The organism is Luteitalea sp. TBR-22 (genome assembly GCF_016865485.1).
Classification (GTDB): Bacteria; Acidobacteriota; Vicinamibacteria; order Vicinamibacterales; family Vicinamibacteraceae; genus Luteitalea.
Genome location: NZ_AP024452.1, coordinates 1,727,866 through 1,742,889 on the forward strand (window position 1 = coordinate 1,727,866; position 15,024 = coordinate 1,742,889).

Annotated in this window: 9 protein-coding genes; 5 read left to right on the forward strand and 4 right to left on the reverse strand. The window is 70.9% G+C overall.

What is annotated here, in order from left to right:
• Window positions 1–26: 26 nt before the first annotated feature.
• The gene (locus TBR22_RS07015) at window positions 27–2,669 is read right to left on the reverse strand and encodes a response regulator (protein WP_239492251.1); all 2,643 of its coding nucleotides are present in this window, start codon (window positions 2,667–2,669) and stop codon (window positions 27–29) included.
• A 491-nt stretch (window positions 2,670–3,160) separates the two neighbouring features.
• Between TBR22_RS07015 and TBR22_RS07020 the strand changes: the two genes are divergently transcribed.
• Window positions 3,161–3,883 carry a BON domain-containing protein gene (locus tag TBR22_RS07020; protein ID WP_239492252.1) on the forward strand — a complete coding sequence of 241 codons (723 nt, stop codon included), beginning with the start codon at window positions 3,161–3,163 and terminating at the stop codon, window positions 3,881–3,883.
• 2 nt (window positions 3,884–3,885) lie between these two features.
• Here the strand turns inward: TBR22_RS07020 and TBR22_RS07025 are convergent, their stop codons facing one another.
• A complete protein-coding gene (locus TBR22_RS07025; RefSeq protein WP_239492253.1) occupies window positions 3,886–5,151 on the reverse strand; it encodes a sugar phosphate isomerase/epimerase in 1,266 nt (421 codons plus the stop codon).
• Between the two features lie 234 nt (window positions 5,152–5,385).
• Here TBR22_RS07025 and TBR22_RS07030 point away from each other — a divergent pair, with 234 nt between their 5' ends.
• From TBR22_RS07030 to TBR22_RS07040, 3 genes are all read left to right on the forward strand, one after another.
• Window positions 5,386–7,014, forward strand: coding sequence for a PAS domain-containing methyl-accepting chemotaxis protein (locus TBR22_RS07030; protein WP_239492254.1), 1,629 nt, complete (start codon window positions 5,386–5,388; stop codon window positions 7,012–7,014).
• 251 nt (window positions 7,015–7,265) lie between these two features.
• On the forward strand, window positions 7,266–10,427 hold the full coding sequence (locus TBR22_RS07035) for an ExeM/NucH family extracellular endonuclease (RefSeq protein ID WP_239492255.1): 3,162 nt from the start codon (window positions 7,266–7,268) through the stop codon (window positions 10,425–10,427).
• 194 nt (window positions 10,428–10,621) lie between these two features.
• Complete coding sequence (locus TBR22_RS07040; protein ID WP_239492256.1) at window positions 10,622–11,335, forward strand: hypothetical protein; 714 nt, start codon at window positions 10,622–10,624, stop codon at window positions 11,333–11,335.
• 66 nt (window positions 11,336–11,401) lie between these two features.
• Here TBR22_RS07040 and TBR22_RS07045 read toward each other — a convergent pair whose 3' ends face one another.
• Window positions 11,402–11,752, reverse strand: a complete 351-nt coding sequence (locus TBR22_RS07045; RefSeq protein WP_239492257.1) for a hypothetical protein — start codon at window positions 11,750–11,752, stop codon at window positions 11,402–11,404.
• Window positions 11,753–11,879: 127 nt separating this feature from the next.
• Complete coding sequence (locus TBR22_RS07050; RefSeq protein ID WP_239492258.1) at window positions 11,880–12,260, reverse strand: hypothetical protein; 381 nt, start codon at window positions 12,258–12,260, stop codon at window positions 11,880–11,882.
• A gap of 317 nt (window positions 12,261–12,577) precedes the next feature.
• Between TBR22_RS07050 and TBR22_RS07055 the strand changes: the two genes are divergently transcribed.
• Window positions 12,578–15,019: a hypothetical protein gene (locus TBR22_RS07055; protein ID WP_239492259.1), complete on the forward strand. Its 2,442-nt coding sequence runs from the start codon at window positions 12,578–12,580 to the stop codon at window positions 15,017–15,019.
• The last annotated feature ends 5 nt before the right edge of the window (window positions 15,020–15,024 follow it).

The window sequence follows — 15,024 nt, forward strand, 5'->3', positions numbered from 1 at the left end:
GTAACCCGAAACGTCGGCGACCGGGCTCACGCGCCCGCGGCGACCGCGGAAGGGCACCAGTGCTCGACCACGGCGGCGATGGCCCGCGGGGACACGGGCTTGGACACGTAGTCGCTCATGCCGGCCTGCAGGCATCGCTCGCGATCGCCCTGCATCGCATGGGCCGTCATGGCAATGACGGGCACCGCGCGGTTCAGGCCGGGGAGTTCCTGCCGGCGTAGCTCCCTGGTCGCCGCAAAGCCATCGAGCTCGGGCATCTGCACGTCCATGAACACGAGGTCGAAGGGCTCGCGCCCGAGCGCGTCGAGGGCCTGGGCGCCGTTGTCGACCACCACGGGATCGATCCCGAGCTTGCGGAGAATGCCCACCGCGACGCGCTGGTTCACGGGGTTGTCCTCGGCCACCAGCACCCGGAGCCGTCGGCCGGCCGGTATGGACACGGGCGGCTCGGGGGCGGGAGCGGTGACCGCGACCGGCGCGGCCGTCGCTGCACCCACCGGCGCGCTGGCGCGATCGATCGCCCCGGCCAGTTCGGCCCGGCGCGGCGGCTTGGTCAGATCGGCGGCAAAGCCGGCGGCCTGGCTCTGAGCGTCGAGGCCGCTGCGGCTCACCGGGTGCATCGAGACGAGGCGCACCTCGCCCAGGTGGGGTGCCTCGCGCACGGCGGCCGCGAAGGCGAAACCGTCCATGCCGGGCATCCGCAGGTCGACCAGGGCGATGCGGATCGCGGCCGCCGACCGGCAGTGCCGATCGAGGATGGCCAGCGCCTCCTCGGCCGAACCGGCAAGGACGGGCCGCGCGCCCCAGGCGCGCAGGATCGCCGCGAGCCCCTCGGCACTCGCGCGATTGTCGTCCACCACCAGCACCGGCACCTCACGCAGCGGCGTTCGCGGCCGCGGCGACGCCTCGGCCTGCGGGCGCACCTGCACGCGCAACGTGAACCAGAACTCCGAGCCGTGCCCCGGCTCGCTGCGGACGCCGATGCGGCCGCCCATCAACTCGGCGAGTTGCCGCGCGATGGCCAACCCGAGGCCCGTGCCGCCGTACCGCCGCGTCGTGGAGCCGTCGGCCTGCGTGAACTTGTCGAAGACCGCGTGGAGCTTCTCGGCCGGGATGCCGATGCCCGTGTCGCGCACCGTGAACTGCAGCAGGGCGAGGTCGGTGGAACGTTCCGCGACATCGACATGCAGCGCGATCTCGCCGGCGTGGGTGAACTTGACGGCGTTGCCCACCAGGTTGGTGACGATCTGCTTGAGGCGGCCCGGGTCACCCCGCAGCGCGACGGGGACATCGTCGGCGATGCGGGCCACCAGCTCGAGGCCCTTCTGGTGGGCCCGGAAGGCAAGCGAGGCGGCCAGTTCCTCGATCGTGTCGGCCAGGTCGAAGTCGATGGCTTCGATGTCCAGCTTGCCAGCCTCGATCTTCGAGACGTCCAGGATGTCGTTGATCACCGAGAGGAGCGACTCGCCACTGGCGGCGATGGTCTCGGTGTGCCGACGCTGCTCGGGATCGAGGTTGGTGTCGAGCAGCAGGCTCGTCATGCCGAGCACGCCGTTGATGGGCGTGCGGATCTCGTGGCTCATGTTGGCGAGGAACTCGCTCTTGGCGACGCTGGCGGCTTCGGCGCGTGCCGCCAGTTCGAGCGCCCGCGCCTCGGCGGCCATGAGCTGCAGGTTGGCCTCGCACAAGCGGTCGTGCGCCTCGCGCCGGTCGGTGATGTCGTGGTGCGTGCCGGCCATCAGCTTCGGCCGGCCGTCGTCGGTCCACTCGAGCACGGTGCCGCGATCGTGCACCCAGATCCAGTGCCCGTCCTTGTGCCGCATCCGCACCTCGGCCTCGTAGACCGGCTCGGCGCCCGAGAAATGCGCATCGAGCGACTTGCCCGAGATCACCAGGTCGTCGGGGTGGGCCAGCCGCGTCCAGGTCTCGATGTCGATGGGCTCGAGTTCCTCGAGGGTGTAGCCCACCATCTCCGCCCAGCGTTCGTTGAAGCGGCAGGCGCCGGTGGTGATCTCCCACTCCCAGGTGGCGGCCCGTTCGGCGGCGATGATGTTCTCGAGGCGCCTCGTGCCCGCGAGGATGGCCTGCTCGGCAGCCTTCTGCTGCGTGATGTCCTGGAAGGCGCCGGTGAGGCGCACCACCCGGCCGCCGCGCCACTCGGGCAGGCCGGTGGCGCGCACCCAGATGCGACGCCCGGTGGCGGTGACCAACGGCAGTTGCAGGTCCCACGGCGTGCCGTCTTCCATCGCCGTCTTCACGGCCGCCTCGATGACCGGGCGGGCCTCGGGCGCATAGAACTCGATCGCCTGCTCGACGTCGGGCTGGTAGTCGAGCGGCACTTCGTGGATGCGGCAGGTCTGCGCCGTCCAGCGCAGCGCCAGGGGCTCGAGCTCGAGTTCCCAGCCGCCGACGCCGGCCACCTGTCCGGTGCGGTCGAGCAGGTCCTCGCTCTTGCGGAGGCTGGTGATCGCCTCCTCGAGTTCGGCGTGCTTGGTGGTGAGCTCGCGGGTGCGACGCTCGACTTCGTCCTGGAGCGAGAGCGCGCGCTCGAACAGCGTGTAGCCGTCCCCGCTCCAGTCGGTCGCCTGCTCGATGCGGCGCGTCAGCACGTCCACCATCGTGCGAAGGCGCGCGACCTCGAGCTCGAGTTCCCGCTCCCGTGCCGTCACGCCCTGGGCTCCCCTCGGGTCGAGGAGTCGGCCGGGCAAGGCGGACGACGGCGGTACGGCAACCAGGCGGTTCCCACGGCGAGGCAATCGGCAGGGCCGTCGCGTCTCTGCAGTTCGATAGGTCGACCGTGCCGCGAACCTCGACCCGGTCGCGCAGGTGGTGCCCCTCGACTCCGTCCGCTTCCCGCGTCGCTGCCGTCATGTCATCAGCCGAGGTGGCGGAACGACGTCGGTGCGCCGCTCGGCATCCACACCGGCACCGTGCGGCCTTGCGGCTCCGCTTCCCCAACGCCGAGATGGCGGCTCACGCCGCTGTCGCGTTACGCGACAACCGGTCCTGATTCCACACCCACGAGGTGCGTGAACGTGCGGCTGTCGCGCCAGGAATGGGCCGGCCATCCGTAAGTCCACGGGCACGGCTTTCGCACTGCAGGGAGGTGATCGCGGCCGCCGTGCCCAAGCACGGGCCTGCCGCGCAAGGAGCAACGACCATGAATCGAATGATCGACGGCAGCCGCGGCCTGTTCGCGGCCGGCGCCCTCGTGGTGGCCGCCGTCCTGGCGCCCGGCGCCCAGGCGCAGACCACGGCAGACAAGGCGCGCGAGGCGGGACGCGAGACCAAGCAGGAGGCCCGCGAGGTGGGCCAGGACACCAAGCAGGCCGCCAAGGGGACGGGGAACGCCATCTCGGACTCGTGGATCACCATGAAGGTGCACGCGCAGTTCGTGCCCGAGGACGTCCTCGAGGACAGCGACATCGACGTGGAGACCCGCAAGGGCGTGGTCACCCTGATGGGCACGGTGCCGACGGCCGCCGGCAAGTCGCGCGCCGTGGCGATCGCCAGGGCCACCGACGGCGTGAAGAACGTCGCCGATCGCCTGCGCGTGGTGCCGGGCAGCGATGACGACGACGGCAAGGCCGTCGGTGCGGCGGGCGCGGCGGCGCGCGAAGGCGCCCGCGACACGAAGGCGACGACACGCCAGGCCGGCCGTGGCATGAGCGACGGCTGGGTGACGTCGAAGATCTACGCCGACTTCATCGACGAGGATGCGCTCGAGGGCAGCGACATCGATGTCGACGTGGAGAAGGGCGTGGTGACCCTGACCGGCACCGTGCCGACCAGGGCCGGTTCTGACCGTGCCGCCGCCGTCGCCAAGGCGATCGACGGCGTCACGTCGGTGCGCAACAACCTCAAGGTGCGCGCACAGAAGTAGGCCTAGCCCACCACCGGCGTCGGCGTGGTCAGCGCCGCGAGCACCTCGTCGTAGAGGTACTTCGCGCCGGCCACGCCGTCGTGCGGTCCCTGTTCGTACTCGAGCGCGAACGTGCCGCGGAAGCCCGCCGCGAGCATGATCCGCACCGACCGCTGGACGTTGTTCCGGTCGCCCCACCGATCCCAGTACTTCGCGTGCACGTTGCTGCTCGCGTACGGCGCCAGCGCCTTGAGGCCGTTCACCAGGTTGTACTCGTGTTCCCAGTTGCCGAAGTCCGGCGACGCCTCGCAGTACGGGTGGTTCACCTCGTCGATGATGGTGCGGATGTTCATCGGATCGGCGGCCAGGCCCCAGTGGTTCTCGATGGTCACCTTGATGCCCATCCTGCCGCCGAAGTCGGCCATCTCCCGGTGTGACTCGATCGCCGCCTCGAGCAGCGGGATCAGGTCGATGTTGCGCGGGTAGCCGTCGCCGGGCCCGCGCGCAATCGCGTTGGGACGGATGCTCGGCCCGAGCGCCTGCGGCGAGTTCATCCGCATCGACTTCACGCCGAGCACCTTGCACCCCTCGAGCCACCGCTTGGCCAGTTCGACGCCGGCCTTGCGCCGCGCGTCGGCCTCGGGCGAGCCGTAGTCGGCGAGGTTGTTGGGCGCGTTGTTGGAGATGTGCTGCACGTACGTGCCGGTCTTCACGCACGTGTTGGCGAGCTGATCGAGCCACTTGCGTCCCGACGGGCTCATCGGGTCGAACCCGCCAGGGCGGCCGTTGGCGCCCGGGAAGAACATCGTCTCGTCGGTCACGTCGCCGAACAACCCCGAGAACAGGTCCATGCGGGTCACGCCAGGGAACGTGTCCCGGGTGAACTGGGGGAAGTCCAGCATCGTGATCTCGCCGTACGTCTTCTTCATGGCCGCGGCGTCGGGCAGGTTGGCGCGCGCCGCCCGTGCGGCGTTGGCCACCGCGAGCGCCCGCGCCGCATTCGGGTTGGCCTCGATCTCGGCCTGGGCGGCGGCTGCGGCCTGCTCACGCGACTGCATCGCCGGGTTCGGCGCCCCGGCAGGACGCGGCGGCATCGGTCGCTGCTTGAAGAGCGGTCGGATTGGCCACGAGTTGCTGGCGATGCGCTCGAGGGCGGCCTTGCGCGCTGCCTCCTGTGCCCTGGCGGCGTCCTGGGGCGACAGCACGGCGCCCGCCGCGGCCACCCCCGCCGTCGCCGTCCTGAAGAAGTCCCGTCGTCCGAACCCCTGCTCGTCGTTCCGTGAGTGCACGCGCGTCTCCTGGTGTCTGCCCGGTTGGTGGCGTGGGCCCGTGGGCCCGGCGCCCGTGTGCCCGGTGCCCGGTGCCCGGCACGTTCTCTACGCCACAGCGGCGCCCACTCTATCGCACCGGCGCCGTGGCGCCGGGTTCACGTTCCGCGCGGCGGTGCCGATTGCCCGACCACATCAGAAGACGACCGCAATCACGGCCAGCCTCCCCGGCGGTCGTGTGTGGAGGGGCATGCGATGAACGCGATTGCGCACAAGGAACTGGACGGCACCGGCATGATGGACGACCTCGCACGAGGGGCGTTGGCGCAGCGATTGGCCGACGTCGAAGCGAGGCTGGCCGCGCTCGACCGCAGTCAGGCGGTGATCGAGTTCGAGCCCGACGGCACCATCGTGACGGCCAACGACAACTTCCTCGCGGCGATGGGGTACCGGCTCGAGGAAGTCCGCGGGCAGCACCACCGCATGTTCGTGGACCCGGTCGAGGCCGCCTCCGACGCCTACCGCCGCTTGTGGGCCGACCTCGCGGCCGGCGAGTACCGGTCGACGGAGTTCCGCCGTGTCGCCAAGGGCGGGCGGGACGTGTGGATCCGGGCCTCGTACAACCCGCTGCTCGACGCCACCGGGCGCGTGTACCGCGTGGTCAAGTACGCCACCGACGTCACCGCCGACAAGCTGCGCGCTGCGGACTTCGAGGGTCAACTCGCCGCGATCTCCAAGAGCCAGGCCGTGATCGCCTTCGACCTCGACGGGACGATCACCGACGCCAACGACAACTTCCTCGCGACCCTGGGCTACACGCTCGAGGAGGTACGGGGGCGGCACCACCGGATGTTCGTCGATCCGGCCGAGGCCGCCAGTCCCGCGTACGCGGCGTTCTGGGCGGCGCTGGCGGCGGGCACCTACCAGGCCGGCGAGTTCCGGCGGCTGGGCCGCGACGGCCGCGAAGTGTGGATTCAGGCGTCGTACAACCCGATCCTCGACATGAGCGGTCGGCCCTTCAAGGTGGTCAAGTACGCCACCGACGTCACCGCGCGCATCGAGCAGGGGCATCGCCTGGCGCGCCTGCTGGCCGAGGTCGAGCGCAATGCGACGGTGCTGTCGGCGGCGTCGGGGCAGCTGCAGGCCGGTAGCGAGACGATGGGCGCCAACGCCGAGGAGACGGCGGCGCAGGCCGGGGTGGTGGCCGCCGCGGCCGAGCAGGTGAGCCGCAACGTGCAGACGGTGGCCACGGGCACCGAGGAGATGGGGTCGAGCATCCGGGAGATCGCGCGCAACGCCAACGACGCGGCGCGCGTGGCGGCGCAGGCCGTGCGCGCCACCGAGGCGACCAGTGCGTCGGTGGCCAAGCTCGGGACCAGCAGCGACGAGATCGGCAAGGTGATCAAGGTCATCACCTCCATCGCGCAGCAGACCAACCTGCTGGCGCTCAACGCGACGATCGAGGCGGCGCGGGCCGGCGAGGCCGGCAAGGGCTTCGCGGTCGTGGCCACCGAGGTGAAGGAACTGGCCAAGGCCACCGCCTCGGCCACCGAGGACATCGGCCGCAAGATCCAGGCGATCCAGGAGGACACCCGCGGCGCCACGACGGCGATCGCGGAGATCGGCGCGGTGATCGCCCGGGTCAACGACATCTCCGCCACCATCGCCAGCGCGGTGGAGGAGCAGACGGCGACCACCAACGAGATCGCCCGTAACGTCGCCGAGGCGGCGCGCGGCAGCGAAGAGATCGCCCGCAACATCACCGGGGTGGCCAGCGCCGCGCGGAGCACGACCCTGGCGGCCGAGGAAGCACGAGCTGCCTCGTCCGACCTGGCGCGCATGGCGCAGGACCTCTCGGCAGTGGTCTCCGGCTACAAGGCCTGATCGGACCCGCCGCCTTCGTCGCGAGCGATGTGAAATCCGGCCGGGTGGCGACTATCGGGAGGGGTGTGAAGGACCTGGGAAGGGCGTGCGGGTGTGCCGGCGGGGCGCATGAGACAAAGCTCGACGGGGCGGAACGGTCGTGCTATCTCAAGGCAGCGCCACTCGGAGCCGGTCGTCACGGCGGGACGTCATCCTGACGTCATCGCGGCGTGGTCGACTGGGCCGCTGGACCCTTCTTTCCCGGAGTTCGCATGCCCATCGTTCGTCATCCGCGCCGTCGTCCGGCGCCGCTCGCGGCCGCCAGGTTGGTGACGGCGGCCGCGGTGGCCGCCGGCATCGGCTGGTACGCCCTGCAGCCCTCGCGCGCCGCAGGCACGATCAGCCTCACCGGTGCCGCCCCCTACACGCAGAATTTCGACACGCTCGCCTCGACCGGCACGGCCAACACCACGGTGCCGACGGGCTGGGAGTTCTCCGAGAGCGGCAGCAACGCCAACACGACCTACCGCGCCGGCACGGGCAGTGACAACACGGGCGACACGTACAGCTTCGGGGCCACCGCCAACCCCGAACGCGCCTTCGGCGGCCTGCGCAGCGGGAGCCTCGTGCCTCTGGTCGGCGCCCAGTTCACCAACGGCACCGGCGCGACCATCACCTCGCTGACCATCAGCTACACGGGCGAGCAGTGGCGACTCGGCCAGAACGGCACGGGGCGCGCCGCCGATCGGCTCGACTTCCAGTTGAGCACCAACGCCACCAGCATCACGACCGGCACGTGGGTCGACTACAACGGGCTCGACGTCAGCAGCCCGGTCGTGGCGGGCACCGTCGGCGCGCTCGACGGCAACGCCTCGGCCAACAGGCTCTCCGTCTCCTCCACCATCACCAACCTCTCGATCCCCAACGGCGCGACCTTCTGGATCCGCTGGGCCGACACCGACCTGATCCCCGGCGCCGATGACGGGCTCGCCATCGACGACTTCACGCTGACGCCGACCCTGGGCGTTCCCACGCCGACCCTGTCGATCACCGATCAGGTGCGCAACGAGGGCGACACCGGCACCCAGACGTACGCCTTCACCGTGACCCTCTCGACGCCGGCCGGCCCCGGCGGCGTGACCTTCGACATCGCCACGGCCGACAACACCGCGCAGGCGCCCACCGACTACGTCGCCACGGCGCTCACCCTCCAGACCATTCCTGAGGGAAGCCGCACCTACACCTTCGACGTGCTCGTGAATGGCGACACCGGCTTCGAACCCACCGAGACCTTCTTCGTCAACGTGACCAACGTGACGGGCGCCACCGTGTCCGACGGCCAGGGCACCGGCACCATCACCAACGACGATGTCGATTGCGGCGGCCCGGCGACGCCGATCAGCGCCATCCAGGGCAGTGGGCTCACCAGCCCGTTGGTCGGGCAGGTGGTCACCATCGAGGGCATCGTCACCGCCGATTCCCAGGGCACCGGGCAGTTCGGCGGCTACTTCGTGCAGGAAGACGTGGCCGACGAGGACGGCGACCCGGCGACCTCGGAGGGGCTGTTCGTGTTCGACACGTCGCGGCCCGTCGACGCCGGCCAGCGCGTGCGCGTGACGGGCGTGGTCACCGAGTTCATGTCCGGTGGGCAGCCGCTCACCGAACTCACCAACGTCTCGAGCGCCGGCGTCTGCGGCACGGGCGCATCGGTGACACCGGTCACCGTCACCCTCCCGGTCGACTCGGTCGACGCCTGGGAGCGATTCGAGGGCATGCGCGTGTCCTTCACGCAGCCGCTCGTGGCTACCGACGTCTTCACGCTGGCGCGCTTCGGCGAGGTCGAACTCTCGCTCGGGGCCCGGCTCCCGATTCCCACCCACGCGGCCGCTCCCGGGGCGGCGGCCCAGGCCGTGCGGGACGGCAACCTGTTGCGCCGCATCGTGCTCGACGACGGCAACAACCAGCAGAACATCGACCCGACGATCCACCCCGTGGGCGGGCTCAGTGCCGTCAACACGCTGCGGGTCGGCAGCACGGTGAGCGGGCTCACCGGCGTGCTCGACCACCGCTTCGGCGCCTACCGCGTCCAGCCGGTGGGGCCCGTGCCCTTCACGGCCACCAACCCTCGACCCGCGCAGCCGGCCGAGGTGGGCGGCTCGTTGACGGTGGCCAGCTTCAACGTCCTGAACTACTTCAACGGTGACGGCGCCGGCGGCGGATTCCCCACCTCGCGCGGCGCCACCACCGCCGCGGAGTTCGCGCGGCAGCGCGCCAAGACGGTCGCCGCCATCGTCGGCACCGGCGCCGACGTGATCGGCCTGATGGAACTCGAGAACGACTTCGGACCGGGGCAGGCCATCGAGGATCTCGTGGCCGGCCTCAACGACGCGACCGCGCCGGGCACCTACGCCTTCATCGACACCGGCGTCATCGGCGGCGACGAGATCCGGGTGGGGCTGGTCTACAAGCCGGCGGCGGTGTCGCCGGTGGGCAACTACGCGGTGATGACCTCGAGCGTCGACCCGGCGTTCATCGACACGCTCAACCGCCCCTCACTGGCCCAGACGTTCCGCGAGGCGGCCTCCGGGGGCACGTTCACCGTGGTGGTCAACCACCTGAAGTCGAAGGGCAGCGACTGCGCTCAGGTGGGTGACCCCGACACGGGCGACCTGCAGGGCAACTGCAACCTGACGCGCACGCGGGCCGCGGAGGCCCTCGTCCGCTGGCTCGCCACCGATCCCACCGGCGCGCAGGACACCGACGTGCTGTTGATCGGCGACATGAACAGCTATCGCCTCGAGGACCCGATCACCGCGTTCCGCGCCGGCGGTTACCAGGACCTGCAGGCGGCGGCGGCCTACTCCTACGTGTTCGACGGCGAGTCCGGGTACCTCGATCATGCGCTGGCGAGCCCGTCGCTGGCCGCGCAGGTGACCGGCGTGACCGAGTGGCACATCAACGCCGACGAGCCCCTCGCCCTCGACTACAACGTGGAGTTCAAGTCGGCCGGGCAGGTGGCCAGCTTCTACGCGCCCGATCCGTTCCGGTCCTCGGACCACGACCCCGTGGTGATCGGCCTCGCCCTCAAGGGCTACGCATTCACGGGGCTGCAGCGTCCGGTGGGGCGGAAGGTGGTCAAGGCCGGCAGCAGCCTGCCACTCGTCTTCGGGCTCGGTGGCGACCGCGGCCTCGACATCTTCGCGGCCGGGTACCCGGCGTCGGCGCCCATCGCCTGCGACGAGACAGGGGGAGCGGCCGACGATGGCCAGGCGCTCGTGACGGCGGGGCGCAGCACGCTGCAGTACGACCCGCTGACCGACCGCTACACGTTCGTCTGGAAGACTGCCAGGGCGTGGGCCGGCACCTGCCGGCAACTGACCCTTCGGTTCACCGACGGGTCGTGGTACCGGGTCGAGGTCGCCTTCCAGCCGTGACCGGGTGCGGGCGTGGGGCATTGCGCCCCATGCCCGCGTCGCGCCGCCCGTGGCTGGTCCTGTCGAGGAAGTGTGGCGACCTGTCCCAGACGATCCACCAACGCGTCACGAATCTGCCACGAAACATCCGTCTAACCACGAAGACCGTGAACGAGCCGCTCACTTGACGCAGCCGCCTCGGTCGCCTTCGAGCCATGACGGACACCACTTCGCCTTCCACGCCTGCCCCCACGACCTCCAAGAAGCGCAAGGACAAGGTCCGATCCGCCTGGATCTCCTTCGCCGGACGCGTCACCGCGCAGATCGTCGGCGCGGCAGCGACCGTCTTCCTGGGGCTGGCGGTGGTGAGCAGCCATGCGGGCAGGAACGCCGCCCCGGCGGCTCCGGCGGTCGCGCAGGCGACCGCGCTCACGCCCGTCGCGTACGTCAAGGCCAGGCGCGCCCCCGGCCCCGTCCTCGTGGTGCTCCCGTTTGCCGACTACTCGCCGGCGGCCGCCTCGGCGCCGATCGCTGATGGCCTGACCGATGCGGTCACCACGGCGCTGGCACGCAGCGGGCGCGTCCACGTGACGTCCCGGACCTCCGCGATGCAGTACAAGCAGGCGGCCCGGCCCGTCCCGGTCATCGCCGCCGAACTCGGGGTCGACCTGGTGCTCGAGGGCTCGATCGTCCGTCAGGGCGACCGCGTGCGCGTGACGGCGCAGCTGATCGACGCCGCCTCCGACGCCCACCTCTGGGCGCAGACCTACGAACGCGGGGCGCGTGACGTGCTCGCGCTGGACGCCGAACTCGCCGCGACCATCGAGCGCGACCTCGCCGGCGTGCTGCCGCGCCGGCTCCAGGCCCCGGCGGCCGCCTCGGCCAGCGTCGACGCTTCCACCCTGCACACCACCCGCACGACCTTCTGAGGCGCCACAGGCGCCAGAGACACGGCTCCCGGGCGCCGCGCGAGGCGGCGCCGGGCCCTGCCAACCTCAGTCGCGAAAGCCGTAGTCGTCGATGAGAATCTCGATGTGGCTGCGGTGACGCGGGCTGAGGCTCGTCACCTGGAAGGCCGTGTCGATGAAGTCGTGGTTCACGTCGCGTGAACTGCGCAGGCTCCTGGCCTCGAATTCGACGCGTTCGTTCCCCGGGGTGCCATCGGGGTTGGGCAGTTGCATCCGCAGGCGGAACGCCTTGCCGATCTCGATCGGCGTCGTGCTCATCACCAGGATGCCCTCGGTGGTGATGTCGACGAGGTGGCCGATGTCCTCACCCGTCTCATCGTCGGTCACCCGCAGGTAGTAGATGAGGGTGCGCCGTTTCAGGCGTCGTCGTTCCTGCACGCGGGCCTCCGGAAGCGCCGGTTCTCCCGGGGAGCGGGGGGCGCTGCGGCATGATACGCCCGAGACGGAAATGGCGGGCAAGCCACAATGGACTTGCCCGCCATGGTCATCGCCGTGGTCGCGGCGACTACTCGGGAGTCGTGGCCTTCTCGCCCTTCAGCACCGAGGCCGAGACCGCCGCTGCCGTGCCCTTGGTGGGGACACCGAGCAGCGTCACCTTACTGGCCGTGCGGGTGTCGCCCGCGGTCGAGTAATAAACCTTCACCTGCTGGCCGACGCTGGCGCCCAGGTCGGTGGCCGCCACGGTCTTCTTGCCGTCCTTGACCTCGGCGTTCTCGGCGATGACGTACGTCGTGTCGGCGCTGCCCTGACGGACCGCGATGGTGCGCGCGGCCGTGTCCACCTTGACGATGACGCCGCCGGCCCACAGGGCCGAGGGCAGGGGCTGCGCGGCAGCGACGCCGGCGAGGGTGAGGAGGCCGAGGGCGGAAGCGAGAATGGTGCGCATCTGTAAGTGACTCCTGCCGCGCCTGGATGAGGGAAGACGCCGGCGCGGCGGTGGCGTTCTATCAGGCATACGCCGCCGTCGGCCGTGGCGTTCCGGTTCATGACACACGCGCGGGAACTTCACGGACCTGCCACGCCGGTGCGACACCCGCGCGCCGATTGCATCGGAATCGCCAAGGAGCTGACAATGAATCCCGGCCATCTCTGCCGTTGATGCGTCAGAATCGGTTGGCCGACTGGACCACGTGCCCTGGCCGGCCTCGCCGGGCAGTAGAGTAGTGATGTTCCCGGCCCCCGACACCAGAACGAGACCGAACCATGCTTCGCCAAACGTCGCTGCACGCGCCCGCTGCCGTCCTTGCGGCCGTCCTCACAGGGGTGTCGCCCCTGACTCCGCTCCTGCACGCGCAGGCGCCAGCCCCGGCCGCGCCGAAGGCCCCGCCGGCGCCAACGGCCCAGGCGGCCGCCACGTCGCCGACGGCCCCCAAGCCGGCGGCAGCGGCCAAGGCCGCGCCGAAGGCCAAGGCCGCCGCGCCGAGTGATGGCGGCTGGCCGCGCACGTACGCGACCGCCTCGCAGGCCACCGTCACGCTGTACGAGCCGCAGGTGGCCAGTTGGGAGAACCAGAAGCACGCGGTCATGCACTTCGCAGTCGGGTATGCCACCAAGGATGGCGCCACGCGCGCCCTTGGCACGCTCCGGGTGGAGGCCGAGACCTCGGTGAGCATCGACGAGCGGCTCGTGAACTTCTCGGACTGGAAGATCACGCGCTCGAACTTCCCCGACCTGGCCCCCGAGAAGGTGCAGGCCGTGGTGGCCGAGGTGGCGGCGGCGGTCCCGCACGAGGATCGGGTGATCGCGCTCGACCGCGTGCTGGCCTACGTCGACAAGAGCCAGGTCATCCCCAGGAACATCGAGGGCGTCAAGGCCGATCCGCCGGTCGTGTTCCACAGCACGAGCGTCGCGGTGCTGGTCAACCTCGATGGCGACCCGGTGTGGACGCCCGTCAAGGGCACCGATCTCGAGTTCGCGGTCAACACGAACTGGGACCTGTTCCGCGTCAAGGCGGCCTCGCAGTTCTACCTGCGGCACGACCTCTCGTGGTACGTGGCCAGTGACCTCAAGGGCCCCTGGAAGGTCGTGAGCAAGCTCCCCACGAGCTTCAGCGCGCTGCCGGCCGACGACAACTGGAAGGACGTGCGCGAGGCCATGCCGCCGCGCCCGCCGGCGTCGGGCCGGGCGCCGACCGTGTTCGTGAGCACCACGCCTGCCGAACTGATCGTGCTGCAGGGCGAGCCGCGCTACCTGGCCGTGCCGGGCACGGGCCTGCTGTGGGTCTCCAACACCGAGAGCGACGTCTTCCGCCTCGGCAAGGCCGGCGCGTTCTACTACCTGGTCGCCGGCCGGTGGTTCTCCGCGCCGTCGCTCGACGGCCCGTGGACGTTCGCCACCCCGACCCTGCCGCCCGACTTCGGCAAGATCCCCGAGTCGCACGACCGATCGCGCGTCCTCGCCTCGGTGCCCGGCACGGCGCAGGCCGCCGAGGCCGTCCTGCTCGCGCAGGTGCCGCAGACGGCGCGTGTCAGCAAGACCGAGATCAAGGCGCCCGAGGTCCAGTACCAGGGGGAGCCGAAGTTCGAGGCCGTCGAGAAGACGACCGTGGCGCGCGCGGTGAACACCGACAAGGACATCATCAAGGTCGGCGACCGCTACTACATGTGCTACGAGGGCGTGTGGTTCGGCGCCGACGCGCCGACCGGCCCGTGGGCCGTGACCGGCGAGGTGCCCAAGGCCATCTACGAGATCCCGGCCAGCTCGCCGTCCTACAACGTCACGCACGTGACGGTGGTGGAGGACGACAACGACGCCGTGGTGTTCGCGACGGCGGCCGCCTACACCGGGCTGATGGTGGCCTGGGGCTGCGCCGTGTGGGGCACCGGCTACTACTACCCGCCCTACGTCTGGTACGGCGGCGGTTACCCGTACTACCGCCCCTACTACCCGACCTACGGCTACAGCGCCTGGTACAACCCGTACAGCGGCACGTACGGTCGCGGCGCGGCCGTGTACGGCCCCTACGGTGGGGCTGGCGTGGGCGCCCGCTACAACCCGCGGACGGGCACCTATGCGCGCGGCGCGGCGGCCTACGGCCCGTACGGCGCGCGTGGCGTGGCCTCGGCCTACAACCCGCGCACCGGTACCTACGGCGCAACCCGCCAGGGCTCCAACGTGTACGGCAGCTGGGGCCGCACCGGCGTACAGCGCGGCGATCAGTGGGCGACCACCTCGCGCTACACCAACAACATGACGGGCACGACGACGCGGGTCGGGCAGGGGAGCGGCGGCGGCGAGTTCGTCAGCCGCAACACGCCGGGACCCGGCGGCGGGGCCATCGCCCGCACCGGCTCGGGCGACGTCTACGCCGGGCGTGACGGCAACGTCTACCGGCGCGACGACGGCGGCTGGCAGAAGTACGACGGCAGCGGCAACTGGAGCGGCGTGGAGGGTCCGACGACCGCGCAGCGCGAGCAGGCGAAGACCAACGCGCAGAACCGCGCCGCCTCCGGCTCGGGATCCAGCCAGGTGAGCCAGTTGAACTCCGACGCCCGCGCCCGTGCGCAGGGCGCCAACCGCACGGCACAAGCCGATGCGGCGCGCGCCCGCAGCGGCTCCTATGGCGCGGGGACGCGCTCGTACGGCGGTTCCTATGGCGGGGCGCGCTCGATGGGCGGCGCGCGCGGCGGCGGTCGTCGGCGCTGACGCGC